The sequence below is a fragment of the Streptacidiphilus sp. MAP12-16 genome, from assembly GCF_041262165.1.
GTDB lineage: Bacteria > Actinomycetota > Actinomycetes > Streptomycetales > Streptomycetaceae > Streptacidiphilus.
Genome location: NZ_JBGCBY010000057.1, coordinates 1 through 16979, shown reverse-complemented (window position 1 = coordinate 16979; position 16979 = coordinate 1). Strand labels below are relative to the sequence as shown.

The window sequence follows — 16979 nt, the reverse complement described above, 5'->3', positions numbered from 1 at the left end:
ACGCGGTCAACGACGAGGACTGATATGCGCATGTCGAAGTACCTTTGATCGCGACGGGAGTCTCAGTCTTGCGCGTTTCCGGTCTGGATGGCGGCGACCCGGGGCCGGACGGGCTGCGCCGGTGGATCGGATCTGCCTTTCCCCAGGTGTGGGGGGCGTACGGGTAGGTCGGTGAGCAGAGCGGTCTGTAGTGCGGAGGCCGGGTTGGCTTGCGGGGGTGAAGCGCCGAGCGCCCGTAGGGGCGGGGCGCTCGGCGCCTGGGTGGCCCCTGTTCCTGCCGCTGCCTGTCTGCGTCGCGGGTTCGGGGGACACGTGCCGGGTGCGGGACGGCGGGGTAGGGGCCGGTCTGTTGGTGCGGTGAGGTCGAGTGCGGCGCGCGGGATGAGGTCGGGCGTCGATGGCGTGGCGGCGGTAGGTCTCTTTCAGGGAGCGGGATCGGATGCCCGCTCCCCGACTGCTTGGCGGCCGTCGGGGAGCGGGCGCAGCGGCTGTTTGCGGGTGAGCCCGAGGCTTCCCGACCGGGCAGGTCAGGGGAGCTTGGTGGCCAGGATGTCGGTGGTGCGGATGTCGGGGGAGTCGACAGCGAGCATGGTCGGGGCGATCTGCATCAGGGCGGCGGCGATCTTCCCGTTCAGGTGCGCGGTGCGGCCCTGCTCGTCCTCGAAGGTGTCGAAGACGCCGAACACAGTCGGGCTCTCCTTGAAAGCGAACCAGGTGAGCGTCAGCTCCTCCGCGCGGGCCAGGTCGAGTGCTCCTTGCAGAAGGGCTTCCACCTGGTCGGCGTACTCGGGCTTGGCCTCGATGCGGGCCAGCAGGCCGATCTTCGACATTATGCGCTCCATCGTCGGATCGTGGTGGCGGCCGGTTCTTCGGCCGCCACCACGAAGCTACGGGGGGACCCGGCCCTGGCTAAGTGGCGGAAACGCACCATCTCATGCCATTCCCGCCACATGCCAAGGTGCAGTCGCCGTTGACATGTCTTCGATTCGATTCTGAGCTCACGTCTGTCCCCATCGAAGATGTCCCGCACTGCGTCAACTCGGGCGCGGCGAGACCGCAACCAGCCGGCAATCGGGGGATCACCGTATGTCACGGACTCGAAGAAGCAACCCGGGTCCCGGGTTGCTGAACACCCACAAGGACGCTGTGGCCCCGTTCCCTCCGGGGCCGCAGCACTGGCCCGCCGGGGACCGTCGCCACGCAGGACGTGGCGGGTCGGGTCGGTGTCGCCGGCGCCTCGGCACGACGGGTGGCCGGGTTGCCGGCCACCCGGGCGGCGCCGGCGGACGTTGCCCGCGCCTGGCTCCCTGGTGAGCCTTCTCGCAGCACGCCGACGCCGGGTCGAGGTCCGGTCGTGGGGTGCTCCTGTCCGGTCCGGCAGCGGCGTTTGGCGAGGTGGGGCGGCATCAGCTCTTGACAAGACCATCCGTGCTTCGTGCAATATATTGCATGCCAGTTCCGGAGGGTCGAGGGCTCGTGTCCAGGTCGCTGCTTCGCGACAACGCCTACCGGGCCATCCGGGATGCGATCGTCGATGGCACGCTCGCCCCGGGGGAGCGTCTCAACGACGCCGACCTGGTGGCGTGGCTGGGTGTCAGCCGAACTCCCGTCAGGGAGGCGCTGGCGCGCTTGGAGCAGGCGGGCCTGGTGCTCACCAAGCCCGGCCGCTACACGGTCGTCAGTCCGCTGGATGTGCGTGGTGTGCGGGGTGCCCAGTCGGTGACGGCCGCGATGCACGAACTCGCCGTGCGCGAGGCGGTGCCGCACCTGTCCGGTGCGGAGCTTGAGGCGATGCGCGAGGCCAACGTGCGTTTCGCCCGCGCGCTGCGCGACGACGACGTGGATGCGGCCATCGCCGCCGACGACGACTTCCACGGCGTCCCGGTCACCGCGTGCGCCAACCCGGCGGTGCGCACGGTCCTCGAGCAGTTCACGCCGGTGCTTCGGCGGGTGGAGAGGGCGCGTTTCGCTTCGCTCAGCGGCCGGGGATCGTTCGCCCAGCACGAGCGGATCATCGCGCTGTGCGCGGCCGGGGACGCCGAAGGGGCTGCCCTGGCCACCCGTGCCAACTGGCACACGCTGGTGCCTTTGCTGGCGACCCTGGCACCCGTCCCAGAGCCGTGATCGCACAGCGCGGGTCCAGGCAGGGCCGCCCGATCCTCATCGCCATAACCGAGCCCGTCCCAGGGGCGGGCATGCCATCTCAAGGAGCTCTACGTGTCCCTCGACCGTTTCGAGCGTTACCCCCTCCTGTTCGGTCCCAGCCCCATCCACCCGCTGGACCGTCTCAGTGACTACCTGGGCGGGGCCCGGGTGTGGGCCAAGCGGGAGGACTGCAACAGTGGCCTGGCGTTCGGCGGCAACAAGACCCGCAAGCTGGAGTACCTGCTCCCCCAGGCCCTCGCCCAGGGCGCGGACACCCTGGTCAGCATCGGCGGAGTGCAGTCCAACCACACCCGCCAGGTGGCCGCGGTCGCAGCCAGGGCCGGCCTGAAGGCCGTCCTGGTCCAGGAGAGCTGGGTCAAGTGGCCCGATGCCGTCAACGACAAGGTCGGCAACATTCTGCTGTCGCGCATCATGGGTGCCGATGTTCGCCTCGTCGAGGCGGGATTCGGCATCGGCGTCAAGGACAGCTGGCAGCAGGCGCTGGAGGATGTCCGGGCAGCCGGAGGGACCCCGTACGCGATCCCCGCCGGCGCCTCCGACCACCCCCTCGGCGGTCTCGGCTTCGCCAACTGGGCCTACGAGGTGCAGCGCCAGGAACGCGAACTGGGCGTCTTCTTCGACACCATCGTCGTGTGCAGTGTCACCGGCAGCACCCATGCGGGCATGATCGCCGGCTTCGCCGGCCAGGACCGTCCCCGGCGCGTCCTGGGCATCGACGCTTCGGCCAAGCTCGCCGAGACCCGCGCCCAGGTGGAGAAGATCGCCCGCAGCACCGCCGAACTCATCGGCCTTGGCCGGGAACTGCGCGATGAGGAGATCACCGTCCTGGACGGGTGGGCCGGCGACCTCTACGGCATCCCCGTCCAGTCCACCCTGGACGCCATCCACCTCACCGGGCGCCTCGAAGGCGTGATCATCGACCCGGTCTACGAGGGCAAGTCGATGGCCGGCCTGATCGACCTCATCCGCACCGGCGACATTCCCAAGGGCTCCAACGTCCTGTACGCCCACCTCGGCGGCCAGCCCGCCCTCAACGCCTACAGCGGCGTCTTCCACTGACCCGGGCACACGCCCGCCCCAGCCCCACGACCCGTCGCAAGACGGTTCGTGCCGGGGGATCGCCGCGAGTTCCCCGCTCACCGCGCTTGGCCGGCGCCGCGTCAACGCTTGGTCGGCGCTTTCAGGGGCGGCATCCTGGCGGCCGACGAGAGCCGGGAGCGTCCACCTGTTCCCGCAGGGCTGGGCGCACCCGGCAGACACCCATACTCACCCACCCGCAGTCGCCGCGGCCGGAGCGCGGGGCCTCGCGCATCGCCAGGCCCGCCAACCCGCCCTCCCAGCCCACCCTCATTTCCCTCGCTCCCGTGCGGGACTTCGAGCACCAGGAGAGGAGAACCCCATGCCCAACCCACCGCGCTGTGCGCTGCTGTCCCCCAGCGCCGTGTCCCTGGACGTCCTCGGCGAGGTCGAGGACCGTGTGCTGTGGCTGTCCAGTGCGATCGTGTACCACGCCAACCGGGTGCGCCCCAACCCCTCGGGGGTCAAGGTAGGCGGTCACCAGGCGTCGTCCGCGTCGATGGTCTCGATCCTGACCGCGCTGTGGTTTCGCCACCTGCGCCCCGAGGACCGGGTGTAGGTCAAGCCGCACGCCTCGCCCGTCCTGCACGCCGTCAACTACATGCTCGGCGAGCTGGACGCCGCCTACCTGCCGACACTGCGCTCCTTCGGCGGCCTACAGAGCTACCCCAGCCGTGCCAAGGACCCGACCCGGTCGACTACTCCACCGGCTCGGTGGGCATCGGCGCCACCGCCACCATCTGGGGCGCCTTGGCCCGCCGGTACGCCGCCGCGAGCACCGGCTCCGTTGAGGCCGGCGGGCGCCAGTACGCGCTGCTCGGCGACGCTAAGCTCGACGAGGGATCGATGGAATCTGCGCAGGTCAGGCCATCGAGAAAGCTGACGCTTCGTTAGGCGCAGATTCCACAGAACACACGGTAGAGCTTGCCCTCGTCGGTGTCGACCTCGGTCATGTCGCCGACCCACAACACGTCTGGCGCGATCGCGTCGAACGTGCGGTGCACCAGGTCGGGGGCCGCTCTTCGCCTGCCCTGACGGGTCAGCGAATGCCGTCTTCGCGGCGGCTTGCGGCCCTGCAGGCCCGGGTCGGCCATGACCTCGGCGACGGTGTTCACCGAGACCTGCCAGCCCTCGGCCCACAGGTCCAGCGTGATCCTCGGCGAGCCGTAGGTCTCACCGGGCTCCCCGAAGAAGTACGTGATTCGCTCCTCCAACGCTGCCCGTCCCGACTTCCCCCACTGACATCAAGTGCCGCATCAACGATATAGGCCTTTGCATATACGGGGGCCTACGACGCCGGAGTGGCCTGCCGTTCGAGGAAGGCGCGGCGGCCACGGTGGGTGCGCAGGGCGTCGGCGGCGATGCCGTAGGTGCGGGTCTCGGCCTCGGGGTCGACGCCGTTGAGGCGGTTGTGGTGGAGGTGGAGCAGGGAGGCGAAGATCGTCTCGGGTGGGGCCCAGGCGCGGTCGCCGAGTTCGGCCAGGCGGCGCCCGTACGCGGTGACGGCGGTGGCGCGACGCGCCCAGATCCGTAGCAGCAGCTCACCGCCCGGGAGCACGCGAACGCCCGAGGGCTCGTCCTGGTACGGATCGACCAGCCGGACCGCCGCGTCGCGCAGGGTGCGGAACTCGTCGTGCCACGGCTTGCCGTCCGGTCCGGCGGGCAGCCACGACGTCCAGTCCGCGTCCGGGTCACCGCACAGGCCGCAGGCGAAGTCGCGACCCAGCCGCAGGTAGTTGGCTGCGGCCAGGACCCCCGGATCCACCGGCAGCCGGCCGACCTGGCACAACCTCAGCTGGTTGACCACGGCAAGACTGTCGGCGTGGAACACCCGCTCGGCCGCCTGGATCGCCTCCGGACCGCCATAGCGTTCCAACTCCGGGTCGTAACCGTCCAGCACCAGACGCCCGATCAACCCGACTCCCTGCAACTCCTGTGCCCACCGGTGCAGTTCGGGAACCAGGTCACCGGCGAGCACCCCGGGTTCACCGTGGAAGCGCAGCCGCAGGTGTGGGTCGGGATCACGAAAACGCAGGAAGAACCAACGATCCACCCCGGCCGGCAGGGCGGACAGCAACCGCGGTAGATACCCGGAGATGAGCGCACTCTGCGACGGGCTGTCACCGTACAGCTTGGCGTACAACCACTCCCCACCCGGCAGATACGCCGCCTCCTGCACCCGACGGACGGGCGCCGCGCCCGGCGCGGGGGCCGGCCCGGCGCCGACAACGGGTCGGGTTCGTGAGAGGTGGGCGAGGGCGCCGGTTCGGCGTAGCAACGGGAAGACGATCTCGTTGTGGTGCGCGCCATGCGGCCCGAGGAGCCAGCCTGGGTCGCCGACGGCCTCCTGCAGGATGACCTCGCCGTGCCGTTGGATGTCCTGCCGCAGGATCCGCAGGTGCAGCGACTCGGTGAGGTCCAGTTCGACGTGGCGATCGCCCACGGCCAGCCGGACCAGCTCCGGCACCCGCCACAGCTCCCGCCACCGCGCGACCCGCTCGCACCACTGGCCGAAGGCGACCGAGCCGTCCCGCAGCTCGTGGCCGGTGCGCCAGCGGGCACAGGTCAGGACGGTGCGCCCGTACCGGATCCGTGGCAGGAAGGGCAGCGACTCGGCCGTGCCCCACTCCCAGTTCTGCCAGCCCCGGGTGTCGCTGATTGCGACCTCCCGCAGGAACCGCTCGAGGTTGGAGGTCATCCACTCCGGGTTGAGCAGGTGGTAGGTGCTGGGGACGATCTCGGTGCCCAGCGAGCGCGACAGCACGTGAAAGCGCTGCGCGTCCGCGGACACCAGCAGATCGTCCAGGCCGAGCGTCCCGCTGCGGCGGTCGGCGTAGCCGCCCGCGGTCACGCCGTGGTCGAGCCAGCGTGGCACCCCGAGCAGGTTGGCGCCTTTGGCGCCGAACGGCTGGCAGGCCAACTGCACAGGAATCGCGTCCTGTTGAAGCGATGCGGCGGTACGGACCAGATCGGCCAGCCGCGTGCGGTCGGGCATCGGGAGCAGATGGGCGAACCTGCCGAAGGTCGCGCCCGCGGTGGGCGAGCCACCGCTGACGACCAGCCGGAAGCCCCCGGCCGCCATGGCGGTGACCGACTCGGCCAGCACCTGCGCGGTGAGCTCGAGGGAGGCCGGCGGAGCCGGGCGATCGCCGGCGAGTCGCCCCACGGTCTCCTCGTCCAGGACGATCTCGTGCACGCCCTCGGCCAGGGCGCGGGCCGCGAGGCCGGCGAGCTCCCGGTCGCGTTCGGGGTCCTGGTCGGCCGGGGCGGTCGGCGGGCGATGGCTGGGCGGCATCCGGTAACCCGCCGGCGCGCCCAACCCGCGTGCCGGATCGAGCAGTTCCTTCAGCGGGACACCGCGCCGCGCCCCGTAGCGGGTCAGGAATTCGGTGTGGTACTGCCGGAGCGCGGCGGTGGCGGGCGCCGGCCGAGCGATCGACCAGAGCAGCCCGGCCGCCCGTTCGACCTCGGTCGCAACAGCCGGGGGGAGCCGCACGTCAGCGTCCAACGCCAGGTCCACCTGGATCAGTTGGCCGACCTGCCGGTGGCCGTCCGACGCCGGAGCAAGCTGACCCGCCCCGCCCGGTTGCACCCCGCCCGACTGCGGCCCGTCGGGACCGTGGAGCTGCCGCATTCGCGCCGCGACGGCGTCCAGGGCCGCCCGTCCGGCGCTCGGATGCGCCGCCGCGTACGCGGCCAACCCGGCCTGGATCTCGCGGAGTTCAGCGGCCACGGGGAGCCCGGGGATGGTGTCGAGCAGGGCGCTGAGCCGCGCCGACGGATCCTCGGCCTCAGCGAGGTCGGACAGTTCGGTGAGCAGGAGGCCGTGCCGCACCAGTGCTTGGAGCATCGCCAGGACCGCCGCCTCGTGGGTATCGGGACAGGCGACGAGGACCCCCTGGACCAGGTTGGAACAGCGGACCGGGTCACGGGCAAGGTCCAGAGCCGCGCGGACCGCCGCGGTGTGGCGGACCGAGACCGAGGAGGCGTCCTGGCGGGAGTCGACACCGTAGTCGGCGCCGGGCCGGCTCGGCAGTTCGAGCCGGTCACCGCGGACCACGGCCAGCCCGTTGGCCACCACATGCAGCCGCGGCAGCACGGCGGGGTCCTGCTCGAGACGAGCCACCAGGCCCATCAGCCAGCCCATGTCGACCCGGGGGGCACGTCGGTGGGCGCTGCCGAGCCATCCCGTCGCCACACCCGCCGCGACCGCCGCCCCACCGGGCGCATCGGTCCGGTCCACCGCCACCGCGGCGACACCGGCCATCAGACCGAACGGGGTGCAGCGGGCGGCCATCCGCAGCCGGTAGCGGCTGAGCGACAGGACCGCGCTCCAGAGGTCGGCCGGCGCGAGCTCCCGGCCGGCGAACACCTTGTCGACGGTGTCCGACAGCGCCCGGCTGGAGACGTGGACGGCTTCGCGGACCAGCGGGTCGGCGACCATCGAGCGCAGCCGGTCGGCGAGTTGGCGGGCTTCGTCAGGGTCACCGGGTCGCACGTCCAGGCGGACCTCGCGCCGACTGGCCGCAGGCAGCACAGGGGCCCGGAGCAGACCGAACTCGCCACAGACGAAGGGTGTTTCCCGAATCTGACGGTCAGCCATCCCAAGACTCCGCAGGGCGGCCCTCCACGGTCGACCGAGGGCTGAGCCGCACCGGGAGTTGGCGCACATCGTGCAGCAACGGCGCGACGCGCCACGGCAGTTCATCGACCGGAACGGCCACCTCAAGCTCCCCGAAGCGGCCGAGCAGCGTGCCGATGGCGATCTCCGCCTCGGCCTTGGCCAGCCGGGCGCCGAGGCAGTAGTGGATGCCGTGACCGAACGCGAGGTGGCGGCTGCCGTCGCCGCGCCGCAGGTCCAACTCGCCCGGGTCCGCGTCGAACGCGCGGGGGTCGCGGTTGGCCGCGGTCAGCGCGACCTGGACCTGGTCGCCTGGCTGGATGACCGCCGCACCGATCCGGATCTCCTCCACGGCGAAACGGTTGTTGGCCTTGTCCACGGGACCGCAGTGGCGCAGCAACTCCTCCACCGCCCCGGGCAGCAGCGCCGGCTCGGCGCGCAGCGCGGCGAGCCGGCCGGGCGCGCTCAGCAGGGCGAGCACGCTGTTGGCGATCAGTCCGGCGGTGGTCTCGTAACCGGCGACCAGCAGCAAGAACGACATGGAGAGCAACTGGCCGTCGGTGAGCTTCTGTTCGTCCTCGGCCGCCTCGGTCAGCGCGCTCAGCAGGTCCTCGCCGGGCTGTCGGCGCTTGTCCGCGATCAGGCCGGTCAGGTAGTCGTACAGGTGGTCGAGAGCGGCCTGGCGCTCACCTAGGGTCGCCTGGTCCTGTTCCGGATTCGCCCCGACGATCGTGTCCGCCCAGTCGCGGAACTCCGCCCGGCGCTGTTCGGGGATGCCGAGCAGCTCACCGATGACCGCGATCGGCAGTGGCAGCGCGAGCTCCTGGATCAGGTCAGCCTCGCCACGGCCGTCGAGGCCGTCGAGCAGCCCGTCGGTGATCTCCTGGATCCGCGGGCGCAGCGCCTCGACCCGGCGGGGCGTGAAGGTGGCGGAGACCAGCCTGCGCAGCAGGGTGTGGTCCGGGGGGTCCATGACGGCCAGGTGGTCCTGGTACGGGAAGAGATAACGGGCTGGGATTCCGCTCGGCACCTCGGGCCCGCCGCCGGCCGGAGGACGCATCCGCAGCCGCGGATCGGCGAGCGCCACGCGTGCCTCCGCGGCGCGGGTGATCACCCAGAGCGTGCTGCCGTCCAGCCGCCGGGCCCGGTGGATCGGGCCCGCCGCGGTGAGCTTGGCATAGCGGGTGAGCGGGTCCTGGCGGGGCTGAGCGGTGGTCACGAGAGCTCCTCCCAGGCCAGCGCGGCCTGGCAGACCAGCGCGGTGGTGAGGCTGCGCCCACCGAACGCCAGCGGCTGCTTCATCCCGGGGGCGCGCTGCGGGGACATCATGATGAACGGCTCGGAAGCGTAAGAACCGTCCGGGCCTGCCTGGTCGCGCAGGTAGTCGCGCGCCCGGAGCACAGCCTCGGTACGCGCCTCCGTGCGCGCCTCGGCGCAAGCCGCTGCCAGGCCGGCGTCCATCCGGTGTGCCTCGGCCAGGGCCAGCAGGGCGAGCGAGGTGCCGAGCACGTCACTCTCGCCGGACGCGTTGGACCAGCTGCCGTCGGCGCTCTGGATGGCCAGCAGGTAGTCCTGGGCACGGCGGGCGACGCCGGTCGCGTCCGGCCGCACGCGCCGGATCGCGCGCAGGCACCGGTAGGTGCCGTACAACCTGCCGTGGTACCAACCCGAGGACCACCACCCTTCGGCGTCCTGCAGGCCGAGCAGATAGTCGGCGCCACGGCCGAGTGCGTCCTGGTACCGCTCGGGACGGTAGTCGCTGACCGCGTCCAGCAGGTTGGCCACCACCTCGGCGTCCGCACCCTCACCCCACAGCTGGGCGGCGGCGGCCCGCTGCCGCTGCGCCCACGGCGCCTGCTCGTCCGGCGGGATCAGCCAGGTGTCGAACGAGCCGTCAGGACGGGCGCAGCCCACCAGCGCGAGGTCGAGGGCGGACTCCAACGCCTGGCCGAGCCTGTCGGCCGGCTGCGCGTCCTGCCCGTCCTGCCCGCCGATGCGGCCGACCCGAACCAGCAGGCGCAGTGCTTCGGCCAGGTCGTCGGCGTCGCAGGCCAGGTCCGGCAGTTCGGGGAAGTACGACCACAGTCCCGGCTCGTCGGCCCGCCGCCGGGAGAGCAGGTGGTCCGCCTCCGCGGCGAGGACCGGGGCGAGTTGGCCCCCGGCCAGCACCCGGTCCGCATCGGCCAGCACGTTGGCGATCACGGCCCGTGAGAAGACGTCGCCGAGGTGCGGCCCGGGCTCGGCCATGCCGGGGAACACCATCACATGGGTGGCATCGGGGAAACCGAGTCGCCACTGGCCGAGCAGCCAGCGCAGACTCAGCCCGGCGAGCGGCTGCCAGGCGCGCGAGCGGTCCACCCGCATCCGGACCGAGAGTCCGGACGCGGCCTGGCCACGCTTCCTGGCGGCCGCGTCGTCCGGCAGTTGGGCGGCCATACCGCGGACCGCGGCGGCCACCTGCTCGAGGTGGTGCAGCCAGTCGTCGACGCCGAGTCCCCGGGCGGCCTCCATCGCCAGGGCGACCTGCTCCCCCGCCAGCTTCATGATGCGGGCGGCGGCACCCCCGAAGTACAGCGCCCGGCCGACCCGTTCGACCTCCTCGGGGGTCCCCGGTCCCTGACGAGCGGTGGCGAAACCGGCCGCGGACAGCGCCTCCGCCAGCGGGTACGAGGGACGCATCCCGGAAAGGTCCTGGCGCCAGTCCCGGATGTCGTCCAGGAACTGCAGGGCGACGCTGTACGCCCGGACGGACCGGGTCAGCTCCGCCACCGGTCCTGGCTCCGCCGCCAGTTCACCGAGCGCGGCGACGGTGACCGTGGCGAGCGCGGACTTGGCCGTGGCCCAGTGCTCCGCCTTTTCATACGGGAAGTCCGCCAGCGGGCGCCGGCCCGTGACGTAGGCGTGCTGCTCGCCGGCGACCTCGGCGTAGTCGGCCAGGCGGGCCTGCAGCACGTCCCAGAACGGCGAGTAACCGGGGAACAGCCGGGCCAGCGAGCGATATCCCTCGAACTGGTTGGCCATCAGGTCGAGCGGGCTGCCGGTCGACTCGGTTTGGTCGTCGTCCAGGCTGTGGTCGACGGCGAAGATCGCGCTGGCGAACAGCCAGGCGGACACCGACAGCTGGGCCAGGTGCGCCGGGTCCACGGCAGAGAAGGCGCCAGCGAAGAGATAGGGATGGAAGCCGTAGATGTTCGGGCCGTCCAGCGGCAGTGTCCCGTCGGAAGTCTGCGGGAACTCGGTCGGGGTCAGCCGGACGAAAGCCGGCCAGCCGCTCTGCAGTTCCGCCACCCGATCGGTGGTTGCGAATGCCGGATGATCCACGACTTCTCCTCGACGTACGTGTTCTGACGCTGGTACGGGTCGGGGACCCCTGACTGCCCGGAATTCCGGTCCAGCCAGGGGTCCCCAGGACGGGCTCAGAGGCCGCTGGTCCAGGTGGCGCAGTTCACCGGGCCGTACGAGTCGATCTTCGCGTCGATGTCGGTGACGGTGAGGAGCTCGAGCTCGAGGTCGATGATCTCGTCCTGGATGTCAAGGGTGTCCGCAGACATGGCATTTCCTTTCGTTGAGTTGAGCCGATCCGCTGGCAATTCGAACCAACCGAACCGGCTTCCTTGGCAATTGGCCGACGCGCATCCGGGGAGGCGCACCGTCCTGCTCGGATCTACGGGAGGCGCCGTTGACCGGGTTCAGGACCAAGTGCGTTCTCATGAAGTTCTCATGAAGGTGCGTCCGGCGCGGAGAGCTCCGCCGGCGAGTGAACTCCCGGGCGGGTGAGAGCCGTTCATCTGTCTGTTCCCACCGCGCACCGATTTGGAGACTCGATGGAGATGGGCTCGTTGGCACTCCAGGCCGATGCGGCTATGACGGAAAGTCCGGCGGACTGGGTGCGTGATTTGGTCGACCCGGCACTTCGAACGGAGACTGCACGCCTGCATGCCTCGGTACGTCAGGTCGTCGGCTACCACTTCGCCTGGTGGGACGAGCACGGTCGTCCCACAACAGAGCAAGGTGGAAAGCGGATCCGGCCTGCCCTGGCATTCCTTTCGGCGAAAGCCATCGGCGCGCAGGCGAAGGACGCACTACCAGCTGCCGTGGCGGTGGAGCTCGTCCACAACTTCTCCCTGCTGCACGACGATGTGATGGACGGTGACACGCTGCGTCGGCACCGTCCGACCGCCTGGTCGGTGTTCGGCGCGCCCCGGGCGATCCTCGCCGGGGACGCCCTGCTCGGGCTGGCGTGGCAGGTGCTCGCGGAGAGCGGCAGTGTCATGTCGGCGGCGGCGATGAGCGTGATGGGCGAGGACCTGCTGGCACTGACGAACGGTCAGGGGATCGACCTGGAGTTCGAGCGGCGCACCGAGGTCGACCTGGCGGAGTGCCTGGCGATGGCGGCGGGGAAGACCAGCTCGCTGCTCGGCTGCTCCTGCGCCCTGGGGGCGCTGTTCGCCGGTGCGGATTCGGCGCAGGTCGGCCGACTGCGGCAGTTCGGCCACCATCTGGGCATGTCGTTCCAGCTGGTGGACGACCTGCTGGGGCTCTGGGGCCGCCCGGCCACCACGGGCAAACCGGTGCTGGCCGACCTGCGGGCGCGCAAGAAGTCGCTGCCGGTGGTAGCGGCGCTGACCAGCGGCACCCGGGCCGGGGCGGAACTGGCCGAGCTCTATCTGCGACCGGATCCGCTGACCGGCGGTGAGCTGCGGCGCGCCGCACTGCTGGTGGAACTCGCCGGCGGCAAGGCGTGGTGCGAGACGGCGGTCGGCAACGAGGTGCGCCTGGCTCTGGAGTGCCTGGACGCCGCGGGACTGCCGCCGGGCGGACGGACGGACCTGGCGGCGATCGCCGAGAAGCTCGCGCATCGCAACCGCTGAGTCCGCGCGCTTCGCCCCGCACGGCATCGCCGACTGTGATCAGGTGGACGCACGGTGCGACGCCGCCCACCCACCGGCCGGACACGGGACCTGCCCGCCGCAGGAGTCCAAAGTGTCTCGCTGGACGCGTGTGGCACCTACTCGGCAACGTGCAACGCAAGACCGCCGCCAGCTACCCGCCCGCCCGCTGGCATCTGGACGAGGACCGCCGACGGCAGGAGCAGCAGCCGGGCGGCGAGCAGCGCTCGTCGGTGGCCCCGCAGCACGGGGCCGGCAACCGGGCCGCGCTCGCCGAGGCACGGGCCCTGGTTACCGCCGGACGCAGCAGCGTGGTGCGCAGCGCGCTGGTGCGCACGATGGCGGCCGAACCGGCCTTCCGGGAACGCTGGCTGCGGTCGCTGGCCAGGGAACTGCGCGGCCTGCCGCCCGCGCTGTCGCGCACCTGCTCGTAGGTGGCGCCGGTGCGGTGCTACTGGTGTGGATCATGATGCGCGGATACTCGACGGCAGGGGAGTGGGGATGACGCAGCGGCCGGTGTCGTTGGTGTCGGCGTTTCCGGCCGCGTTGGGGGTGGAGGCGGCTGAGTTGGTGGCATTGCTGTCGCCCGCGCGGATTCCGGTCCACGAGGCGTTCGCGGTGGTGGTCGGTGGTGAGGTGCTGGTGATTCCGGGCCGGATGTACGCCGACGAGCCGGAACCCGGCGTGGTGGCGGGGTTGTCGCCGGTGCAGCTGCTGCAGTTGGCATGCCTGTACACGCGGCACCACGACGGCTACGTCCGCCAGCGCCATCTGCGGCAGATCATCGGGCGCACCGAGCCGTGGGTGGTCCCGTTCGTCGTGCAGTTGCTCGGCGAGTACGTGCTGGAGATCCTCAACGACCTCGCACAGGGGCTGCGGGACCTCGGCGTGCCGGGCAGTGAGCTGCGACGTGCGTTCGGGCGGTTCGTCGTGGAGAACCCGGAGTTCTTCGCACGGACCGAGCGACGGGTCGTGAGCTACTACTCCTGCTACCACCGTTGGCACTACGCCGACTTCTCCTCCTACCCGCTGTCCGCACTGCTGGACGCGCTGCGCACGGCGGCGGGGGAGCAGGCCGGCGCACCCTGGCCCGGGCACACGCCACGGGCCCGGTGCGGGCAGGGCCGCCGCCCCTGACGCGGAAACCGGATGGCGTCGGCGATCTGCTTGGCGCTAGCGTCCGGACGTGGACACAGAGAGGGGCACGGGGCCCATGGGCTTCAGGTAATTCCGCCAGGAGACGCCTGGCGGTGCCGCCGAAGGAGCATTCTGTGTCGCGCACCGCTCACCACATCCCCAACACCCACGCACAGGACCGCACCAGGGCCACCTTCACGCCCGGCGTTCCGTGGCGGACCGCAGTGCTCGTTGACCTGCGCTACAGCGCCGCGTGCCTCACAAGAAACCTCCCGGACAGACAGAACCAACCGTCCGCTGGCTGCCCCGACCCAGCCGCAACCACACCCGTCCAACCGGAAAACCGCAGCTCATCGAGCTACAAACCGGTTCACCACCACGCTCTCACACGGCACCGGGCATCTCGCGTGCCTCCAGCACGGGTCGCAGCGCGCGGATCGCGTAAAAATGCCGGGACTTCACGGTGCCGGCCGGTACGCCCAGGACCATGGCGGCCTGGGCCACCGATCGGCCGTTCAGGTGAAGCTCGACCAGAACGTCGCGGTGGTGTGGGTGCAGCTCGGTCAGGGCTTCCTCCATGTCACATGCAGCATCGAGTTCGTCGAACGGATCGTGCACTGCTGACTGCTCCACCGGAGTGTCCACCATGACTTCCTTGGCGCGGGCTGCCTGCATCCGGTAGTGGTCGATAGCGATCCGTCGCGCCACGGTGATCAGCCACGGGCGGCTCAGCTCGGCACCGCGGGAGACAGCATCAGGGTGCTGCCAAGCTCGCAGCAGGGTTTCCTGGAGGATGTCCTCTGCCCGACCTAAGTCACCGTTGGTGGTCCGCGTCAGAAGCTGCGTCAGGTATGGTCCGTGCATTCGGTAGAGTTCGCGCAGCGTGTGCTCGTCGAGGGTAGGTTGCCCGGCCCGGGGGGCCGAACTGGCGTCACCGCCGCAGTCCACCTCGGGCTCGTCGGCGATCAGGGTGTCCGACGCCGCCTCGGCGTCGCCGACCAGGGCCGCCACCGCGTGACCGGTGACCATCCCCGGATCGGTGAGGATCCTGATCGAACGGACGTCGCCCGCGCCGGTACCATTGGCCGACGTGGCCCGGGCGGTGGATCCCGCCGAGATAGCACGTAGCGAACTTGTCATGGGTCTGCCTCGATCCAGGTCAGGAAGGCTGCGACGTCCCGCGAATCCGAGGTCTTCGGTGAGGAGACCGGTTGGCAGGGTGGCGGCAGATGGCTTGCGGGGTGAGGCGCCGTGCGCCCGTGCGGGCTGGACAATTCGGTGATCTCCGGTCCTGCCCGTTCTGCAGGGAGGGGATCGGATGTCCGCTCCCCGAATTGTTGTCGGCAACCGGCAACCGGCAACCGGCAACCGGCAACCGGCAACCGGCAACCGGGGAGCGGGCGTAGCGGGGGCTGCGAGTGCGGGCGGGGTTCCGCCGGCGTGGCGGGTCAGGGGAGCTTGGTGGCCAGGATGTCGGTGGTGCGGATGTCGGGGGAGTCGACAGCGAGCATGGTCGGGGCGATCTGCATCGGGGCGGCGGCGATCTTCCCGTTCAGGTGCGCGGTGCGGCCCTGCTCGTCCTGGAAGGTGTCGAAGACCCCGAACACAGTCGGGCTCTCCTTGAAAGCGAACCAGGTGAGCGTCAGCTCCTCCTCGCGGGGGACCTCGGTGCTCTGTTGTTGGTCTACGCGGTCCTGTACGAGGCCGTCTTCATGACTTTCGGCAGACTCCTCGCCAGACCCATTCATCCAGCTGCACTTTTCGCTCATCCTCTCAGCCGTCGGTGCACTCACGTTCGCCATGCCGACCGCCATGGAGTTCGACTGGGCTGTGATCAGCCATGTCTCTTGGCAGGCATGGGCGCTGATGATCTATACCGGCGTCGCGGTCAACGGTGTGGCTGTCGTTCCCATGTTCGACAGCATGGACGCGATAGGACGCGGTCGATCGGCCACGCCGCCCTCGAAGAAGGAGCAGCCGCCGCAACTGACTTGGCCGCCGCTCTCCAGACCGCGGGCATCCGGTTGCCCTCTCTACGCGGCGACTGCCCAGTTGGCGACCGTGCCCATCCAACTCGGTGGTGCCTCCGCCGTGGTGGTGCGCCAACTGGCAGCACGGATCAGGGAGCGGGCATGACCCGCATGCGCTTCGCGGAGATGAGACTCGGCACCGGTCCGCAGGGAGATCCACCGGCCTACGAGGTGCACTGCACCACCTGTGACGAGTCGTCAGGCGAAGCCGACAACCCAGCCGACCCGCGGGCCAGGTCGAGGGCTCCTTGCAGCAGGGCTTCCACCTGGTCGGCGTACTCGGGCTTGGCCTCGATGCGGGCCAGCAGGCCGATCTTCGACATCATGCGCTCCATCGTCGGATCGTGGTGGCGGCCGGTTCTTCGGCCGCCACCACGAAGCTACGGGGGGACCCGAGCCCGACTAAGTGGCGGAAGCGAAATATCTGATGCCGTTCCCGCCACGTGCCAAGGTGCAGTCGCAGTCGACATGTCTTCGATTCGATTCTGAGCTCACGTCTGTCCCCATCGAAGATGTCCCGCACTGCGTCAACTCGGGTGCAGCGAGAGCGCAACCAGCCGGCAACCGGGGATCGCGCCGCTGTTCGCGGCGCGATCGCCCGTCGAGTTCGCCGGCAGGGGGGCCGCCGCCGTGTGTCCAGCCCGTATGTCCTCGTAGTTCGGAGTCTTCGACGGGCGCTCGCTCCGCCGGCGACTGGCCCGGCGGTGGCCACGCGCGGTGGCTGCGATGGCGGTCTGTGGCCGCCTGGGGTGAGGTGGCGTCAGGAGTGCGGTTGGGCGGCGGCGGTTGGCCCCCGCCGCCCCAACGAGGTGTCAGCCGGTGGCGGGTGTCCTGGACGGCTTCGTCGAGCAGGTGGCCGCCACCGGTGTGGCGTGCTGCTTGGTGTAGTGGGACCAGCAGGCGTGCTGCCGCACTGGTGGCGACCTGGGCCGTCGTCGAGGCCGGTGGGGCGCCGGCTCGGCGTCGCGCGGTGGCTGGTGTGTGGTGGCAGCTCCGGGGGCCGTGGTTGCCGCCTGGCGCTCGGGTCAGCCGGTCCGTTCCTTGAGCATCTCGTCGTAG

15 protein-coding genes and 1 pseudogene are annotated in these 16979 nt (G+C 70.7%); 7 read left to right on the top strand and 9 right to left on the bottom strand.

What is annotated here, in order from left to right:
* Window positions 1-527 precede the first annotated feature (527 nt).
* Complete coding sequence (locus ABIA33_RS37330; RefSeq protein WP_370088540.1) at window positions 528-842, bottom strand: putative quinol monooxygenase; 315 nt, start codon at window positions 840-842, stop codon at window positions 528-530.
* Window positions 843-1449: 607 nt separating this feature from the next.
* Here ABIA33_RS37330 and ABIA33_RS37325 point away from each other — a divergent pair.
* From ABIA33_RS37325 to ABIA33_RS37315, 3 genes and pseudogenes are all read left to right on the top strand, one after another.
* Complete coding sequence (locus ABIA33_RS37325) at window positions 1450-2124, top strand: GntR family transcriptional regulator (RefSeq protein WP_370088538.1); 675 nt, start codon at window positions 1450-1452, stop codon at window positions 2122-2124.
* Window positions 2125-2217: 93 nt separating this feature from the next.
* Window positions 2218-3225 carry a 1-aminocyclopropane-1-carboxylate deaminase gene (locus tag ABIA33_RS37320; protein WP_370088536.1) on the top strand — a complete coding sequence of 336 codons (1008 nt, stop codon included), beginning with the start codon at window positions 2218-2220 and terminating at the stop codon, window positions 3223-3225.
* Window positions 3226-3565: 340 nt separating this feature from the next.
* Window positions 3566-4113 (top strand): annotated as a pseudogene (locus tag ABIA33_RS37315) (pyruvate dehydrogenase); the annotation flags it as partial.
* 20 nt (window positions 4114-4133) lie between these two features.
* Here ABIA33_RS37315 and ABIA33_RS37310 read toward each other — a convergent pair.
* From ABIA33_RS37310 to ABIA33_RS37290, 5 genes are all read right to left on the bottom strand, one after another.
* Window positions 4134-4457 (bottom strand): IS3 family transposase, encoded by a 324-nt coding sequence (locus tag ABIA33_RS37310; protein WP_370088534.1) that lies wholly within the window; start codon window positions 4455-4457, stop codon window positions 4134-4136.
* Window positions 4458-4531: 74 nt separating this feature from the next.
* A complete protein-coding gene (locus ABIA33_RS37305; protein WP_370088532.1) occupies window positions 4532-7846 on the bottom strand; it encodes a lantibiotic dehydratase in 3315 nt (1104 codons plus the stop codon).
* A complete protein-coding gene (locus ABIA33_RS37300) occupies window positions 7839-9083 on the bottom strand; it encodes a cytochrome P450 (RefSeq protein ID WP_370088530.1) in 1245 nt (414 codons plus the stop codon). Before ABIA33_RS37300 ends, ABIA33_RS37305 begins: the two co-directional genes overlap by 8 nt.
* Window positions 9080-11185: a prenyltransferase/squalene oxidase repeat-containing protein gene (locus ABIA33_RS37295; protein ID WP_370088528.1), complete on the bottom strand. Its 2106-nt coding sequence runs from the start codon at window positions 11183-11185 to the stop codon at window positions 9080-9082. The genes ABIA33_RS37300 and ABIA33_RS37295 overlap by 4 nt, the downstream gene beginning before the upstream one ends.
* Window positions 11186-11280: 95 nt before the next feature.
* Window positions 11281-11415, bottom strand: coding sequence for a hypothetical protein (locus ABIA33_RS37290; RefSeq protein WP_370088526.1), 135 nt, complete (start codon window positions 11413-11415; stop codon window positions 11281-11283).
* A gap of 312 nt (window positions 11416-11727) precedes the next feature.
* Here ABIA33_RS37290 and ABIA33_RS37285 point away from each other — a divergent pair, with 312 nt between their 5' ends.
* The 3 genes from ABIA33_RS37285 to ABIA33_RS37275 all read left to right on the top strand — a co-directional run bounded on the left by ABIA33_RS37285 (window position 11728) and on the right by ABIA33_RS37275 (window position 13890).
* Window positions 11728-12735, top strand: coding sequence for a polyprenyl synthetase family protein (locus ABIA33_RS37285; protein WP_370088524.1), 1008 nt, complete (start codon window positions 11728-11730; stop codon window positions 12733-12735).
* Between the two features lie 149 nt (window positions 12736-12884).
* The gene (locus ABIA33_RS37280) at window positions 12885-13187 is read left to right on the top strand and encodes a hypothetical protein (RefSeq protein ID WP_370088522.1); all 303 of its coding nucleotides are present in this window, start codon (window positions 12885-12887) and stop codon (window positions 13185-13187) included.
* Between the two features lie 67 nt (window positions 13188-13254).
* A complete protein-coding gene (locus ABIA33_RS37275; RefSeq protein ID WP_370088520.1) occupies window positions 13255-13890 on the top strand; it encodes a hypothetical protein in 636 nt (211 codons plus the stop codon).
* Window positions 13891-14274: 384 nt separating this feature from the next.
* On the opposite strand, the gene ABIA33_RS37270 is transcribed toward ABIA33_RS37275, so the two are convergent.
* Both ABIA33_RS37270 and ABIA33_RS37265 read right to left on the bottom strand, forming a co-directional pair.
* Window positions 14275-14901 (bottom strand): sigma-70 family RNA polymerase sigma factor, encoded by a 627-nt coding sequence (locus tag ABIA33_RS37270; RefSeq protein ID WP_370088518.1) that lies wholly within the window; start codon window positions 14899-14901, stop codon window positions 14275-14277.
* Between the two features lie 437 nt (window positions 14902-15338).
* Window positions 15339-15638, bottom strand: coding sequence for an antibiotic biosynthesis monooxygenase (locus ABIA33_RS37265; protein ID WP_370088516.1), 300 nt, complete (start codon window positions 15636-15638; stop codon window positions 15339-15341).
* A 52-nt stretch (window positions 15639-15690) separates the two neighbouring features.
* Between ABIA33_RS37265 and ABIA33_RS37260 the strand changes: the two genes are divergently transcribed.
* A complete protein-coding gene (locus tag ABIA33_RS37260) occupies window positions 15691-16026 on the top strand; it encodes a hypothetical protein (protein WP_370088514.1) in 336 nt (111 codons plus the stop codon).
* Window positions 16027-16084: 58 nt separating this feature from the next.
* Here ABIA33_RS37260 and ABIA33_RS37255 read toward each other — a convergent pair whose 3' ends face one another.
* Window positions 16085-16255: a putative quinol monooxygenase gene (locus tag ABIA33_RS37255; protein ID WP_370088512.1), complete on the bottom strand. Its 171-nt coding sequence runs from the start codon at window positions 16253-16255 to the stop codon at window positions 16085-16087.
* Window positions 16256-16979: the final 724 nt, after the last annotated feature.

Coding starts and splice junctions, on each gene's coding strand:
- ABIA33_RS37285 (WP_370088524.1), top strand. CDS start 11,728: ATGACGGAAAGTCCGGCGGACTGGGTGCGTGATTTGGTCGACCCGGCA.
- ABIA33_RS37255 (WP_370088512.1), bottom strand. CDS start 16,255: ATGGAGCGCATGATGTCGAAGATCGGCCTGCTGGCCCGCATCGAGGCC.
- ABIA33_RS37325 (WP_370088538.1), top strand. CDS start 1,450: ATGCCAGTTCCGGAGGGTCGAGGGCTCGTGTCCAGGTCGCTGCTTCGC.
- ABIA33_RS37260 (WP_370088514.1), top strand. CDS start 15,691: ATGCCGACCGCCATGGAGTTCGACTGGGCTGTGATCAGCCATGTCTCT.
- ABIA33_RS37265 (WP_370088516.1), bottom strand. CDS start 15,638: ATGAATGGGTCTGGCGAGGAGTCTGCCGAAAGTCATGAAGACGGCCTC.
- ABIA33_RS37330 (WP_370088540.1), bottom strand. CDS start 842: ATGGAGCGCATAATGTCGAAGATCGGCCTGCTGGCCCGCATCGAGGCC.
- ABIA33_RS37305 (WP_370088532.1), bottom strand. CDS start 7,846: ATGGCTGACCGTCAGATTCGGGAAACACCCTTCGTCTGTGGCGAGTTC.
- ABIA33_RS37275 (WP_370088520.1), top strand. CDS start 13,255: ATGACGCAGCGGCCGGTGTCGTTGGTGTCGGCGTTTCCGGCCGCGTTG.
- ABIA33_RS37290 (WP_370088526.1), bottom strand. CDS start 11,415: ATGTCTGCGGACACCCTTGACATCCAGGACGAGATCATCGACCTCGAG.